Annotated in this window: 12 protein-coding genes; 5 read left to right on the forward strand and 7 right to left on the reverse strand. The window is 58.9% G+C overall.

Going from position 1 to position 15,282, the window contains the following annotated elements; translation table 11 throughout:
- Window positions 1–10: 10 nt before the first annotated feature.
- Window positions 11–1,246 (reverse strand): MFS transporter, encoded by a 1,236-nt coding sequence (locus tag HU762_RS01240; protein ID WP_186631795.1) that lies wholly within the window; start codon window positions 1,244–1,246, stop codon window positions 11–13.
- A gap of 252 nt (window positions 1,247–1,498) precedes the next feature.
- On the opposite strand from HU762_RS01240, the gene HU762_RS01245 reads away from it, so the two are divergent.
- A complete protein-coding gene (locus HU762_RS01245; protein ID WP_186631798.1) occupies window positions 1,499–1,687 on the forward strand; it encodes a hypothetical protein in 189 nt (62 codons plus the stop codon).
- A 7-nt stretch (window positions 1,688–1,694) separates the two neighbouring features.
- On the opposite strand, the gene HU762_RS01250 is transcribed toward HU762_RS01245, so the two are convergent.
- Entirely contained in the window at window positions 1,695–2,075 is a 381-nt protein-coding gene (locus tag HU762_RS01250; protein ID WP_186610622.1) for a fe2+ zn2+ uptake regulation protein, read from the reverse strand.
- Between the two features lie 296 nt (window positions 2,076–2,371).
- Between HU762_RS01250 and HU762_RS01255 the strand changes: the two genes are divergently transcribed.
- On the forward strand, window positions 2,372–4,720 hold the full coding sequence (locus tag HU762_RS01255; RefSeq protein WP_186632939.1) for an acylase: 2,349 nt from the start codon (window positions 2,372–2,374) through the stop codon (window positions 4,718–4,720).
- Window positions 4,721–4,769: 49 nt separating this feature from the next.
- Here HU762_RS01255 and HU762_RS01260 read toward each other — a convergent pair whose 3' ends face one another.
- Window positions 4,770–5,768 (reverse strand): FecR family protein, encoded by a 999-nt coding sequence (locus tag HU762_RS01260; RefSeq protein ID WP_186631801.1) that lies wholly within the window; start codon window positions 5,766–5,768, stop codon window positions 4,770–4,772.
- A gap of 138 nt (window positions 5,769–5,906) precedes the next feature.
- Window positions 5,907–10,727, reverse strand: coding sequence for a DUF6543 domain-containing protein (locus HU762_RS01265; RefSeq protein WP_186631804.1), 4,821 nt, complete (start codon window positions 10,725–10,727; stop codon window positions 5,907–5,909).
- A gap of 253 nt (window positions 10,728–10,980) precedes the next feature.
- Between HU762_RS01265 and HU762_RS01270 the strand changes: the two genes are divergently transcribed.
- Window positions 10,981–12,012, forward strand: a complete 1,032-nt coding sequence (locus HU762_RS01270; RefSeq protein ID WP_186631807.1) for an Ldh family oxidoreductase — start codon at window positions 10,981–10,983, stop codon at window positions 12,010–12,012.
- A 65-nt stretch (window positions 12,013–12,077) separates the two neighbouring features.
- On the opposite strand, the gene HU762_RS01275 is transcribed toward HU762_RS01270, so the two are convergent.
- Window positions 12,078–12,395, reverse strand: coding sequence for a DUF883 family protein (locus HU762_RS01275; protein ID WP_186631810.1), 318 nt, complete (start codon window positions 12,393–12,395; stop codon window positions 12,078–12,080).
- A gap of 162 nt (window positions 12,396–12,557) precedes the next feature.
- Here HU762_RS01275 and HU762_RS01280 point away from each other — a divergent pair, with 162 nt between their 5' ends.
- Window positions 12,558–12,812, forward strand: coding sequence for a hypothetical protein (locus HU762_RS01280; RefSeq protein ID WP_186631813.1), 255 nt, complete (start codon window positions 12,558–12,560; stop codon window positions 12,810–12,812).
- Between the two features lie 3 nt (window positions 12,813–12,815).
- On the opposite strand, the gene HU762_RS01285 is transcribed toward HU762_RS01280, so the two are convergent.
- Complete coding sequence (locus tag HU762_RS01285) at window positions 12,816–13,724, reverse strand: LysR substrate-binding domain-containing protein (RefSeq protein ID WP_186631815.1); 909 nt, start codon at window positions 13,722–13,724, stop codon at window positions 12,816–12,818.
- 84 nt (window positions 13,725–13,808) lie between these two features.
- Between HU762_RS01285 and HU762_RS01290 the strand changes: the two genes are divergently transcribed.
- Window positions 13,809–14,732: a carbon-nitrogen hydrolase family protein gene (locus HU762_RS01290; RefSeq protein ID WP_186631818.1), complete on the forward strand. Its 924-nt coding sequence runs from the start codon at window positions 13,809–13,811 to the stop codon at window positions 14,730–14,732.
- 1 nt (window position 14,733) lies between these two features.
- Here the strand turns inward: HU762_RS01290 and HU762_RS01295 are convergent, their stop codons facing one another.
- The gene (locus HU762_RS01295) at window positions 14,734–15,204 is read right to left on the reverse strand and encodes an LEA type 2 family protein (protein ID WP_186631821.1); all 471 of its coding nucleotides are present in this window, start codon (window positions 15,202–15,204) and stop codon (window positions 14,734–14,736) included.
- Between the last annotated feature and the right edge of the window lie 78 nt (window positions 15,205–15,282).

Below are 15,282 nucleotides of genomic sequence, written 5' to 3' on the forward strand. Positions count from 1 at the left end.
GGGGGAGAATTCAAACGTGAGCGGACGGTTGCGTCATGAACAGACGCAACGCGACAAGACAGCTGAGCCCGGCGATGCCGGCCATCAACGCAAAGGACTGCAGGCTCGCCCCGGCACCCAGCAAGGCCAACAGCGAGCCTGCCGCGCTCATCACCGCGATGGAAATCATCCCGACCATGGCCGAGACCAGCCCCTTGCTGTCGTCGCTGGCGAACAGCGCCAGTCGATACAACGCGGCATTGCCCATGCCGAGTCCGACGGCATACAGCGACAGGCTGCTGACCAATACGGTGAGGGGCAGATCGAATTGGCTGGCTACGACCAAGGCGACCAGTCCAGCGCAGAAAGGCCACAGGCTGTAGTAGACCACCCGGCGTACGCCGACCCGCTCCACCAAGACGTTGAGCAGGAAATTTCCGAGGATCACCGCCGAGAAAACCGGAATCTGCCAAACCCCATATTCCAGTGGCGACAAGCCCTGGCCCTGGATCAACAGCAAGGGCGACAAGCCGATCCAGGCAATCAGCGGCAGGCTCATCAAACCCAGCGCGACGCTGGCCGACATGAACTCCATGTGGCCCAGCAGCGCGCTATATCGCCTGACAAGCGAACGCAGGTCGAATGGCTCGACGATCGACTCTTTACCCATAAGGTGCGCCGCTCGGGTGTTTCGCGGCATGAACCACCACAAGGCCAGCCAGCTCACCATTCCGAGGCCGGCCAGCAGCATGAACAGCTCGCGCCAGGATAGCCATTGCAGCAGCAATCCTCCCGCCAACGGTCCGAGCAAGGGTGAGAGCAGGGCGAGATTGCCCAATAACGCCATGACTTTCACGGCGTCGGATTCGCAGAATACTTCTTGTATGGCGGGATAGCTGACCGCAATCACGAACCCCAGCCCCATGCCCTGGATCAGACGGAGCCCATTGAACCCATGCATGTCGGTGACCTGGGTGATTGCCACGCAGGCCACCACAAACCCGCCACAACCGGCGAGCATGAAAGGACGCCGGCCATGGCGGTCCGACAACGGACCGATCAGCCAAGGCAGCAGGATGCCGCCCAGCAGGTACAAGTTGAACGCATAAGGGATTTGATCAGCAGGCGCGTCCAGGTCCTGGGTCACCTTGAGCATGGCGGGCATGATCAGGTCGCTGGCCATATAGGTGAGGCATTCGAACAACGCGATTGCCAGGCAGAACCCCGTCAGGCGTAACGGCGAAAAAAATGTCGGCTGTTTTTGCATGGTTCCCAATGTCCTTATTGGTAAGAAGGGGCACTTCTTTTCCGAGAGTACGTTGGTGACATCCATGCTAGAAAGGCGTCTTTTGCCGCAGTGAGTAGCGGAAAGCGGACCGATATCTGTAGGAAGTGTCCTCGCAGGAATGCGCGCGGGCGGTTTACCATACGCCCCTGCGCATCTCGCCATGCAGAGGGTATGACAGACGCCTGGGCAAGCAGGCGAGATGCAGAACGGAACACTTCAGGAAGCTGGCAAATGACTCATTCGCAACGATTGAAATACTCGATTCTGGTGGTGCTCGTCGTCCTGGCGATCATGCTGGGACTGTCCTGGATGCAAGGCAAAGGCATGATCAGCGAGCAGCTGTTTCAATACATCGCCATTGCCGTGGCGGTCATCGTGGTGGTGATCAACGGTGTGATGCGGCGCAAGGTCAAGCCTTGAGCGCCGGTCACTCCCCAGGGTTGAGCAAGGCCACGGCGCTGTGGTGCAAGCTGTAGCTTTTATCGGGATTGAGTGTCACTACGCCCTCGCTGCACAGGCGCTTCAAAACCTCACGCACGCTCAGGAAGGACAATGGAATGTCCAATCCCAGCAATTGGCTGTGAACACCCCGTACGCCCAAGCGGCGATTTTCCTCCGCGGCCTTGAGTAACGCATCGATGACTTTGAGACGGATCAGGCTGGTCCTGAGCCCGTAGCTCTTGAGCAGCCGCTTGATCTGTTCGTTACCGCCTCGTTCCGTTGGCCCCGGAAATTCGCGGTGGGTGTTTGTCATCGCGACGCGGGCCGATCCTGGCTTACCCTCCATGGGGACTTGCGTGTTATGCATGTAGAGACTCCTTATCAGCCTGACAGAAACAATCACGAATGCTCTCCTGTATAGGACGAACGAAAGTGACCAATCATGAGAGCCCTGATGTGAAAAATTTGCCTGGACCTGGCCGAAGCCCCGTAAAAGCGGGTTGCGAGACCGTTAATTTTTTTTCATCCGGTTCGTTCTCAAGGTAGGCACATCCGCGTTCAGCATGCGGCATGTGGATTTCCAGGCCGGACCGGATGTTGTCCGTGGACGTACCGGTGACCGTCCTGGTTCTTGAAAGCTATCGAGCGGGAGTGCATGTGGGAATGTCCGGGCAGTTATCGAGGTATTGCTTTGCCGGTGCGTTGCTGGGGATGACCCTGGGCCTGAGTACCGTGGTCAGCGCGCGAGGCGAGGCTGAGCAGGCCACTGCGGAGATTCGTCGCACCAGTTTTGGCGTGCCGCATATTCGGGCCCAGGACGAGCGGGGGCTGGGGTACGGCATCGGCTACGCTTACGCGCAGGATAATTTGTGTTTGCTGGCCAATGAAATCGTGACGGTCAATGGTCAACGCTCGCGTTATTTTGGCCCGCAACAGGTCACGGTCGAGCAACGAGAGAACCGAGCCAGCGACCTGTTTTTCACCTGGCTCAATACACCGCAGGCTGTCTCCGGTTTCTGGCAGGCCCAGGCGCCCGAGATCCAACAGTTGGTGGAAGGTTATGTGGGCGGTTACAACCGTGCGTTGGCTGAGCGCAGGGAGAAAGGCCTGCCCGGACAATGCGCGAGCGAATGGGTACGACCGATCACCACGCAGGACTTGGTGAAGCTGACCCGGCGTCTGCTGGTAGAGGGCGGTGTCGGCCAGTTCGCCGAGGCCTTGGCCGGTGCGCAGCCACCCAAGGCAACCGCGCAAGCCGACCTATCGACGTCCGGCTTCGCTGTCGCGGCGGCCCGCCAGCAGCGTTTCGCCCTTGAACGCGGGAGCAATGCCTTGGCCATCGGCAGCGAACGCTCCTTCAACGGGCGCGGCATGCTGCTGGCGAACCCGCATTTCCCCTGGTTGGGTGGCATGCGTTTTTACCAGATGCACTTGACCATACCTGGCAAACTTGACGTGATGGGTGCGGCCCTCCCAGGCTTGCCGATGATCAATATCGGCTTCAGCCAGCACCTGGCCTGGACCCACACCGTCGATACGTCAAAACACTTCACACTGTACCGCCTGCAATTGGACCCCAAAGACCCGACCCGCTACCTGTTCGATGGCAAGTCAGTGCCTATGAGTCAGCAAACGGTCACGGTGGATATCAAGCAAGCCGATGGGCAGGTCAAGCCCGTTTCGCGGGTGGTCTATAGCTCCAGGTTCGGGCCGATCGTGCAATGGCCGGGCAAGCTGGACTGGGATAACCGGTTCGCCTACAGCTTGCGCGATGCCAACCTGGAAAATGATCGGGTACTGGCGCAGTGGTACGCGATGAACCGCGCCGTCACGCTCAAGGATCTGCAGGACACTGTCCAGCGCATCCAAGGGATTCCGTGGGTCAATACGCTGGCGGTGGACGATCAAGGTCACAGCCTGTACATGAACGTCTCGGTGGTGCCCAACGTCGACGCCCACAAGCTTGCCCGCTGCAGCGATCCCAGGGCCGGCCAGAAGCTGATCGTGCTGGATGGTTCGCGCAGCGAATGTGATTGGAACATTGACCCCAAAGCCGTGCAAAAAGGTATTTACGCGGCCGACAAGCTCCCACAATTGTCGCGCCGTGATTATGTGCAGAACTCCAATGATTCCGCCTGGATGGTCAACCCCTCGCAGCCCTTGTCCGGCTATTCGCCCGTTATCAGTCAGCAAGACCTGCCGCTGGGCCTGCGCGCGCGGTTTGCCCTGGATCGACTGGGCCAGTTGGCCAAGAGCGGGCCAGTGACGGCCAATGATCTGCAGCGCATGGTCATGGACGATCAGGTCTATCTGGCCGATCAGGTCATGCCCGACCTGTTGGCGTTTTGTGCCGGCGACCTGGGAGCCGATGCATCGGCGTTGGCCGAGGCGTGCACTCGTCTGAAGAACTGGGATCGCACCGCGAGCCTGGACAGCGGCGTGGGCTTCGTCCATTTCCAGCACATCATGCAGGCGCTGCAGGCTGTGCCTGGTATCTGGCGCGTCGCGTTTGACCCGAAGGATCCGCAACATACCCCTCGCGGCCTGGCGGTCGAGCGGCCTCCGGTGGCCGAGGCATTGCGTCAAGCCATGCGTGCATCGGTGGACGCGTTGAAGGCGGCCGGCCTGCCTGCGGACAGTCAATGGCAGGACATACAGGTGGCCAGCAGCGGTGCCCGTCGCACGCCCATTCACGGCGGACCTGGAGAATTGGGAATCTACAACGCGATCCAGAGCGTGCCGGGCGCGAACGGTAAACGCGAAGTGGTCGGGGGCACCAGCTATCTGCAAGTGGTGACGTTTGACGGCAACGGTCCCAATGCCCAGGGGTTGTTGGCCTTCTCCCTCTCCAGCGATCCCTCATCGCCTTATTCGGCGGATCAGACCCAGGCGTTCTCGAACCGGCAGTGGAGTGTGCTGCCCTTCACCGAACAGCAGATCAAGGCCGACCCGCATTATCAAGCGCTGATTATTCGAGAGACTGATCGCCCGGCAAAGGTGGCGACGCAATAGTCAAGCTGAGCTGAACAGAAAGCCGAGACCCGAATGGGTGGCGGCTTTTTCAGTTTCGTGGTGGGCGGCCGATGGCGTTGAGCACCAGGTTGCCGTCCTTGTTCTGCGTCAGGTAGACCGGCAAGACCTTAGGCAACGTAGGCACGAGGTTCTTCACCTCGTTGAGGTTGTAGATACCGCCGATACGCAGGGTACCCGTGCCGTTGTCGGCCAGCATGACGGGGTGGTCGAGATAGCGATTGATCAAAGGCAGTGCGTCCGAGAGGGCGAGGTTATCCAGCACCAGCTTGCCGTTACGCCACGCCAATGAACTGTCATCGACCCCGACCTCCCGTATTTGCGGTTGGAAATCGCCAGCCTTGTAGCTCGCCTGCATCCCGGGTGACAGCTGTGAACCGCCAGCATTGGATGCCTTGTTGCTGGTCACCCAAACGGAACCCTCCAGCAGCGTGACCCGGACCTGATCCTGATACATCCAGACGTTGAAACGCGTACCCGTCACGCGTACCTGGCCCTGGCCTGCCCGGACAACGAACGGATGCCGGGTATCATGGCTTACGTCGAAAAAAGCCTCGCCTTTTTTCAGCGTGACCCGACGCTCGCCCCTGTAGTTGGCGAACACCAACTCGCTGCCCAGGTTGAGTTCTACCTGGCTGCCGTCGTCCAGGATGATCTGACGCACGCTCGTGCCAGCCTCGAATCGCTGATAGGCGTTGGGCAGCCAGCCCAGGTTCCAACCGGTGAACGCGGCCAGGGGCAAGCCTAGCGCGAGCACCGTGGCCGCGATGGCCAGCCGGACCCAGCCCGACCGAGGACGTCCGATGCAAGCGCCTGGTGCTGCTTCGACACGCGGCAAATGTTCGGCGACACCCCAAATTTCCAACATGGCTTCGTATTCAAAAGCGTGCAGGGGATCGGCGTCGTGCCATTGCTTGAACGCCAGCCGTTCAGCCTCTGTGCAATCTTCAGCGTGCAGACGCATACACCAATGGGCGGCCGCATCGGTAATGGCGTTGTATTCGGCTTCCGAGAGTGTTCGTTCGGTCATTGGCTCTTCCTGGTTTGCTGCATTCTAACCTTGGGTAGCCGTTGCCGAGAACAGCGATGATGGCGTTTGCACAGCGAAGAATTTGTTTTACGCCCCAGAGGTTCGAGCATTCGTCAACGTATCGTACCGCCTTGCAGCTCACCGCACCGCGGTTGAACCGGGAGGGAGCCGGTCAAGCTGGCGTCCCATCTCACAAATCAGCAGCGTAACGGAATCGGCGTTGCTGAGTATGACGTCGATGCGCTTGTCCGGCAAAATCGGGTCCAGAAATGCATCACGTGCCTCGTTCATGTTCTTGGTGCCGGTTAACGTGAGGATCCTGCGAGTGATGTCCTTGTAGCCAGGCAACAGTTCGATGTTCTTGTGGGTATTGTCCACGCTGTCCCATTGCGTAAACAGTTCTGATTTGGGGGTGGTCAGCGAAAGTCCGTGGCGTTGCAGTGCTTCTTGCTGGTCGTGGTGTGATTGACTCAAATGAGTGGCTGTCGAAATCAAGTCCAGGAATGGCCGCGCCGCGTCCAGATAGACAATATCGATCGTATCGAGAAGCTGGTGGGAAATTTCATGGATAAAAGTCGCGCCCTGGGCATGAGCATCGACATTGAACGCATCCGGTACGACGGATTTATACCAATCCAACCCAAGGTCGAAAAAAAACTGGGTTAAATAAATCCTTCCAACCGCTGCGGGTTCAAGCACAAAGGCCGTTGCTCTGTCTTCCAGGTATTTTAGCGCGCCGACTACGATGCGGTCCGCATTCTGCTGCTCCCAGGTGGGATCGGCCAATGCCTGGCATATGGGAGAAATTGCTGCTTCTATTTTGGCGATCAGACTGGCATCTACGCTGCTCACGCCGAAAACCAAACGCAGATAAGTATCCAGCCGAGAGCCCGGAAGTACTTGTCGTTTGAGTTGTTCAAGATTAGTCAGGGCATTGACTGAATAGAACCTCGCCATCTCCAGCGCCTGGATGATTGCATGGGCGCGAAAGGGGTATTTCCTGCGTATCTCAGCCATTCCCCGTGCCTCGATGTTCAACGACCCTTTGGCTCGTAAGTCGCTATAGGTGATGGCCATTTTCGAACCGGCCTTACCAAAGCGAATGGCCTGGCGTTGCGGATCGATCCGCCATGTCCGCTGGTCCGGCGAATATTTAAGTAATGGGCCCTCGCTGTCGTCATGAATGATTCGCCAGGCTTGGTTGGCTTTTGCAACTTGATAGACTTTGCCGGCGACAGGCACATATAGCTTGTTGTCGTCCGCCGCCTTGTAGGTTCCGTCGGTCAGATTCTGCCGAAGGTCCGCGAGGCTTACATCCAGGTTTTCAAAGAGCTGCAGGTCGGTACGGGCTGGTGCGGTGCTGGAAATGTCCTTCCAGCTAGGCGCTAACGGGTTGCTTTGAAAAGTTGGCTCGATGGGGGCGAGTAGACCGAATGTATCGTCGCGATTCAAAAAGCCGAGCGAGACCATTTCCGCAGCGCCGGCAATGAAGTTGTGCAGGCCAACCTTCCAGGCGTCCTGCTGAAAGGCTTCAGATGAGTCCTTGAAGTCCTGGTAGCTTTCCCAAAGCGTTTGCAGGAACGTCAGTTTGGCCGGCAACTCTCTTCGTACCAACTTGAAGCCTTCGCTGAAAACATGCAGGACCGTTGTCCAGTCAAAATGACGGGGGTGACTGGTTTGCGTGGTCAACATATCCGTCAGCAACGTCGCGTTGTCGTCATACAGCGTGTGCAGGATATTGGTGTTGATGGGGCTGAAGCCCAGGGTAATTTCCGACGCTTGCCCAAGCGTGGACGCGAAAAGATTCTTGAACGTGGCCTGTTGATCTTTGGGAAGCCGTCGTATCAACAGATCCTGGAGCGCGCCGGGGGTATTGAACGCCGCGACGATGCTTGCTTCGTCCTTGAACTCCCTTAGTTGTTGTCCGTCGTGGTACGGCGAATACAGGACGTGGGGACTTGATGCGTCGGTCACTGAACTGAACAGGTAAAGCCCCAATGCCTTGATCGCGGAGCCACCGTCGGTCTTGATCAGCTCCAAGGGGCGGAAATATGCACTGGCGCCTTTCACCGCTTGCCGCGCGATGGCGTCCGGCATGTCCAATACTTGGTGGACCAGATCGAACGCTGTCGGCGAAAGATGTTGCTGCAGATACTGGGCGTGAGCGTAATGCAACAATTGCCAGGGCAACTGTTGGCGGAAACGCCGCTTTCTTGGCTGAACGTTTGCGATTGTTCCAGAGAGCGCTTGCTGCACTTGGTTTTTATAGGTGGTTGCGATATCCAGCGACGATAACAGTTGCCGCACAGCCGCCTCGTTCAAACCGTCTGGCAATGTTTGCGTGGAGGTCGAAGACACCTTGAAACCCTTTTCGGTGACGTCGATGTGCTGCAAGGCAAAGTCGGTCAATGACCTGGCCGGCCCGACAATCGCCAGGTTTGGCGTAATTTGCAGAGTTTCGGGGTTCAAGTGCTTGTCTGGGAAGCGGGCGTCCAGCAATGTTTTCAGTTTGTTGCGCACGTAGGTGCGCAGTGGCTCGAATCCGTCTAGATAGTCCTTGCCATCGTCCACGCTGTTTTTATATTGCTCAAGCAGTTCAATATGCCGACGTTGGTCCTCAAGGGGAGCAGTGCCTAACCAGGCGGGAAGTTTCTGCTTGAGGCTGTTCGCCTTGGCGATAGACGTGGCGCGTTTAAGATTGGTGGGGGCCCCTTTGCCAAATAGCGCTTTCAGACTTTTGGTCAGTGCCGCCCCGGTCAGTTGCCAACTTCCAACCCTCAATGTGCTCAAGTAACCCTGTTCAGCCTCGAAAAGGTTCGTGAACGAATTCATCCGGTTTACGAGCACATTGTCTTCGATCAGTTCATAAGCCTCGAGTTGATAGCGTCGGTGGGGCTTGCGTTGAAGCGGGGTCAGGTTGGCGAGCAAGCCAAAGCGCCGTTGGGCGTCGAGCAGTTGTCGATTCAACTGGCGGGTGGCGAGGTCGACAGATGTGAATGCCTGCAATCCATCGACCGGTGTCCAGAGAATTGCCATGCCCGAATGGGGGGTGTCCAGCCCGCCACGCTCGGTCAACAGAAAACAGTTGGCGAGGGGCACGGAGACGGTTTCGCTTTCTGATGTACAGGCGAGCTTTAACGAATAGACATCAGGCCGAAACCCCCTGACCGCAGCACGTTGTTCGCGATCGGGATATTCGGCGTCATAGGCAAAAACCGTTTCAATCAGCTTGTGCGCTATCAAGGGAAGCGTTGCGTTAAGCGCTCTGAGTTCGGCCTCCGCGCGGATCCCCAATGAGAAAACGTTCGTCAGTTCAGCAATCAAGCGCTTGAGTCCGTTGCGCAGTGCAGTCCTGTCCAGTGAAGGTAACTGAGCGAACAGGGCGCTGAAAGCTTCGTCGACATCGATGTAGGTCTTGGCCTTGCGCTCCATTTGGTCGGCCACCAGGTTCGAAGAGCGCTGCTTCCCGTAAAACGTGGGTTGGGTTCCCCAGTGGCCGGCGGATTTCTGGTTCAGCAGGTTTTTATGGATGAACGTTCGTATGTCGAGTGCCTTGTCGACGAGCGCTTTAATATCCACCTCGCCCTGGCGGGACATTTCCAATGCGTAACGAAGGTTCAGCAACTGTTTGTCGACAGTGGCGTCGGCCAGGGAGTCGGACACCGGCATGCTGATGGGATTGCCTGAAACCTGCGGCGCGTCAAAGCGCAATAAACGGTTGCGTTCTTCAAGATCGAGAAGGTTGTAGATCGCCTCTTTTTGTTCGGGCGTATTGAATAGCGCTTCCTTGAATGCGAGGAAAGTGCTCACCTTCTGAAGGCCTTGGGTAGGGGTAAAAAGATAGTGTCCTTGGCCGCTGATCATCAAGGAACCGGCAAGCTCGACGAAGTTCGGTTCATATTCCCAGAGTCGGACCGTCTCGATGAACAGCAATGTTTCGTCTCGGCGAGACGGCCTGAACAATCGAAGAAGCTCACGGCTTTGCGCTTCCGTCAGGTGTCCTTTTTCCCGTTCCAGCAGGATGGTCGCCCACAGTGAATCGTGGATGAACTGGGACAGCAATCGGCGGCGGGAAGTGTAGAAGGGGCCGTTGGCGTCCCAAAAGGCCGTGACGCAGCCTGAGAGTTTTGGAATCAACGTCGTGGCAATGCCCTTGATGATCGTCTCCCACTGTTGTCCGGTGTAGGAGGATGCGGATGTACCGGGGTGAGTCAGATCGACGCCCTGTCCGGCGGGCCAGCCTTGGTGATGGAAATAAACCAGTACCGCGTCGCTCAGCGGGATGCTCGAGGTGACCTGGAACGGGCTAGGCGCCGGTGAATCCGAATCATGGGACAGGGCTATGCGCACCTGCCTCGGATCCAGCCCTGGCAGCGCTTCGCCCAGCAACTGGTCCAACATCGAGGTAAGCGAGGGCAGTTTGATCAGTTCCTCGACCATGACCAAGGCATTGACGTCCTGGGCATCTTCAATCGATTCGCGCTGTGTCTCGAATACATCGCCGTCGATGATTTGCCGGGTCCGGCTGATGTCGGTTGTGCTGTTCAGTGCGCTGCGCTGGGAAATCGACAGGAGACGAAACAGACGATTTCGCTCCTCGGTGTTTTTCAGCGTCTGCTCAATGTTCCTGTCGAGTGCTTGGGGATTGTCGAATTTCCTGATGCCACCCCACGGCGTGTAAAAAAAAGCCGGCTCGTTTCCAGAAGCGCCGGTCCCTTGCGTGGACTGGAGGGAAAAACATCCGGCGAGCGGGATGGGTGGTTTGTCCTCCGGGGCCAGTAAAATCTTTTCGGCGAACATTGGTGGCGTTTGCGCGACGCGTTGCGTGTGGCTGGGCAAGGAAACGTTCTGCAGCCAGTCGAGGTCCGCCTGAGTGAGGCCATGGACCGCGTCCAGCTCCTCCAAGTCCTTGACGTTCAATATCTGGGGAAATAATAAAAGCGGGATTTCTGCGTGCATCGTTGCGTCTCGGTCAGGGCGCCGGCAATGCAGCGCCTGAGTGTGTGGAGCGGCCAGACTAGGCAACGATGAGTGACCCGAGGTGGTACATAGTTACCGCCCGTACGCCGCGCAGGTCTGTCGGGTTCGCGCAAGAAAGATCAACGCAATCGCTCTGCAGAAAAGTTGACAGTCCGCGCTCGCTGCGGTGTTTAATCAGCGCACGTTGCCTTCCGTGCTGTTGCTACCTCCAACAATCATTCAGGAGCTTCAGATGTCCGCGCTATCCGATCATGCCGGTGCTTGCACTCTGTCCTTTGACGCCTTGGCAAATCTGCTGGAGCAGATTTTCCTGCGTCATGGCACTTCGTCCGAGGTCGCTCGCACATTGGCCGAAAACTGCGCCGCCGCTGAGCGCGATGGAGCCCACAGTCATGGGGTGTTCCGTATTCCCGGCTACGTCTCGACGCTGAAGAGCGGCTGGGTCGATGGCCAGGCGGTGCCGGTGGTCGAGGACGTTGCCTCCGGGTTTCTACGGGTGGATGCCTGCAACGGGTTTGCCCAGCCGGCGTTGGCTGCCGCTCGTCCGTTACTGATAGAGAAGGCCCGCAGCGCCGGGATCGCGGTGCTGGCGATACGCAACTCCCATCACTTTGCGGCCCTGTGGCCGGATGTCGAACCGTTTGCCTATGAGGGTCTGGTAGCCCTGAGCGTGGTGAACAGCATGACCTGCGTAGTGCCCCACGGCGCGGACCGGCCTCTGTTTGGCACCAACCCGATTGCCTTCGCTGCGCCCCGGGCCGATGGCGAGCCGATTGTCTTCGACCTGGCCACCAGCGCCATCGCCCATGGCGATGTCCAGATTGCCGCGGGCAAAGGCGAGCTGCTGCCGCCAGGCATGGGCGTGGACAGCCTCGGCCAGCCGACCCGTGATCCCAAAGCCATCCTCGAAGGTGGGGCGCTCCTGCCATTTGGCGGGCACAAGGGCTCGGCGTTGTCGATGATGGTCGAGTTGCTGGCCGCTGCCCTGACGGGCGGTAATTTTTCGTTCGAGTTCGACTGGAGCAATCATCCAGGTGCGAAGACGCCGTGGACCGGGCAGTTACTGATCGTGATCGATCCGAGCAAGGCCGCCGGGCAAAGTTTTGCCGAGCGCAGCCAGGAGCTGGTCAGGCAGATGCATGGCGTTGGATTGCGGCGACTGCCGGGGGATCGACGCCACCGTGAGCGGAGCAAGTCCAATGAGCGCGGGATTACGCTGGATGAGCAGACGATCGCGCAGCTGCGGGCGTTGGCGGGACAGTGAGTGCTTAAGGATTACAAGAGCGTTTATATGGCGAGGAAGTTCGCTTCCTCGCCATGGGCACGTTTTCAGCGCCGTCCGAGCAGCAATCCCACCACCAGCCCGATACCCGCGGAAATCGCCACGGTCTGCCACGGATGCCCGCCGATATAGACCTCAGTGGCATCGACCATCGGACGGGTGCGCTCCCGGGCGTTGGCGACCGCATCCAGTGCTTGTTGCAGCTTCTGCGCGATTTGGCCCCGAAGGTTTTCGGCATCTTCGCCAACCAGGGATGCACCGCTCTTGAGTAGTTTCTCCGACTCTTCGATCAGCGCTTTCAGTTCACTGAAGGCTTGATCCTTGATTTGTTCTCCGTTGGATTGTGCGGCGCTTTTACGGGCCATTGAGGTGCTCCTTGAGGATGATGGCAATGATCAGTGGAGTGCTTCGCTTGCTTGAAAGTTGCAGCATCTACGATGGGGCCGGGCAGGACATCTAAAATCATGGTTAAGACGTTTCAGCGCAAGGTGTAAGATGACGCCTATTTACGCGACAGGAAATTCCCCATGAGCTTCAATCTCGCTGATAAGCCCCTGGCCGAGCGCGCGGCGCTGGAAGATGAAAAATCCCGGCTCTTCGAGCTGTGGCAGAACAATCTGGGCAAGGCCAAGGGCGACGCTGCCCGGCTGTTCGGTGAACGTTCCAAGCGCAAGGGCAAGTGGTCAGAGTGGGTGGGCGCCGAGCTGGACGGCATGTCGCCACCGGAATACGCCAACATGGTGCGCAGCGAAGTCAATCGCCTGATGGCCGCCAATAAATAAACTTCAGGTGAAGGTTGCGACGATAGCTTCGCGTACCTTGCCCACTGCCGGGTCCATTTGCGCGTGGGTCCGCCAGCCCAGCTCGATAGGGTAGCGGGGCAGTGCCAGCGGGCAGGGCAGCAATGCCAGGCCGCTAAGCGCCGCGATGGCCTTGGCGGCATGCTCGGGAATAGTCGCCACGGCCTGGCTGCCCTTGAGCAGGAACGGCAGCGCGGCAAAGTGGGTGGTCGAGGCGCACACCCTGCGACGCAGGCCCAGCCCGGCCAGTCCTTCATCGGTGATGCCGATGAAGCCGCCGGACGACACCAGCAGATGTTCGCGCGCGACGAAGGCTTGCAAGGTCAGGCTATATGGGCCCTCTGTCAGGCTGGCCGGGTCGACGAGGCAGGCATAGTCGCCTTCGCCCAAGACCTGGCGGCTCAGCAGCCGCTCGGTAAATCCTCCCGCTGTTATCGCCAGGTCCAGGCTGCGTTCCATCAAGGCCCGACCAACGATCTGGCTGTGGGTCTGGCGAAAAATCAAGCGCAGCCCTGGTGCCCGCCGCGCCACTTCCTCGATCAAGCGCCGTCCATGGGCGATTTCAAAATCATCGGACAACCCGACGATGACTGAGCGGCCTTCGTAGTTGTTCGCGCCCGGATCAACCATTGCCAGGCTCTGGCGACATTTGTCCAAGGCATCGCTGATCACCGGTTTCAGTTGGTTGGCCCGCAACGTCGGCGCCAGGCCACGGCCGGTTCGCACGAACAATGGGTCGTCATACAAACCGCGAAGCCTGCGCAGGGCCGCACTGATAGCCGACTGGGTTACGCCCAGGCGCAGCGCGGCGCGGCTCGCGCTGGATTCATCGTGCAAGGCTTCGAAGGCTTTGAGCAGGTTCAGGTCGACATCGGCGATATTCATCTGATTCATATCTTTTAGCAGTGATCAGGGCTTTATTCATGATCGGCTTGCACTGGAGAATCGGCAACACCTGAAATCACGGAGTTGAAGACCATGCCAAAATCCATCGTCGCTGCCTTGCAGATTGGCTCGCTGCCCTCCGGCAAAGGCGAAACCCTGGCGCAGATCCTTTGCTACGAAGACGCCATCCGCCAAGCGGGAGCTCGCTTGGTGGTGATGCCCGAGGCGCTGCTGGGGGGTTATCCCAAGGGCGAGACGTTCGGCACGCAGTTGGGGTATCGATTGCCGGAAGGACGCGAAGCGTTTGCTCGCTATTTTGCCAACGCCATCGATGTGCCCGGCGCGGAAACCGAGGCGCTGGCGGGTCTTTCGGCGCGGACCGGGGCGAGCCTGGTGCTGGGTGTCATCGAGCGCGCCGGCAACACCTTGTACTGCACCGCCCTGTATTTCGAGCCTGATGCGGGCCTCGTGGCCAAGCATCGTAAATTGATGCCTACCGGCACCGAGCGCCTGATCTGGGGCAAGGGCGACGGCTCGACGCTGCCGGTGATTGAAAGCCAGGTCGGTCGTGTGGGAGCGGCGGTGTGTTGGGAAAACATGATGCCGCTGCTGCGTACGGCGATGTATGCCAAAGGCGTTGACGTCTGGTGCGCGCCGACGGTGGATGAGCGGGACATGTGGCAGGTGAGCATGCGCCATATCGCTCATGAAGGGCGATGCTTTGTGGTCAGCGCCTGCCAGGTCCAGGCGTCGCCGGCGGAGTTGGGCATCGAAGTCGCGAACTGGCCGGCGGAGCGCCCGTTGATTGCCGGTGGCAGCGTGATCGTCGGGCCCATGGGCGATGTGCTCGCCGGACCGTTGAAAGGCTCCGCCGGGCTGTTGACCGCTGAAATCGATACCGACGAGTTGGTGCGGGCGCGCTACGATTATGACGTGGTTGGGCACTACGCCCGGCCGGATGTTTTCGAACTGGTGGTGGACGAGCGGGCGAAACCGGGCGTGCGCTTCATGGCGTGATTCACCAAGTGGCCGAGGACCCCGGTAGATCGAGGGTTCCGCGGTCGACGAAACGCATCGTGCCGAACAATCCGCCAGCGAGTTTGCCCTTCAGTACGTAGGGCAAGTTGTCCAGGCTCTGGGTCTGGCTCAGGCCCAGCGTCTGACGCAGGACTGAAAAGGCCGAGATGCTCACGGGTACGCTCAACAGGCCTTCCGAGAAGCGGGGTATCGAGCCGGCCTGGTCGCTGACCCCTGTCGCCAGCGTATGGCCGTTGACCTCCAGGTCCAGCGCCACGCCGTTATAGTCGATGGGGGTTTCGTTGGGGTTCTGCAGGCGCAGCTTCACGGCAAAGCGCATTTCCAAGCCCTGGCTGGGCAGCGGCTCGATCCCGACCACATTGATATTCAGCGGGTCACGGTGGGGGAAGAGCGCGCAGGCGCTGAGGCCGAGCAGCATCAGGATGAGGGAAAAGCCGAGGATTCTGCGCATGAATATGCTCTCTCGTGTAAGAAACGTGTTGGCACCATAACTCAAGGCATATCCTTGGAAACTTGCAAATTCTGTGGC

This window comes from Pseudomonas sp. SWRI92, from assembly GCF_014268685.1.
Lineage (GTDB): Bacteria > Pseudomonadota > Gammaproteobacteria > Pseudomonadales > Pseudomonadaceae > Aquipseudomonas > Aquipseudomonas marvdashtae.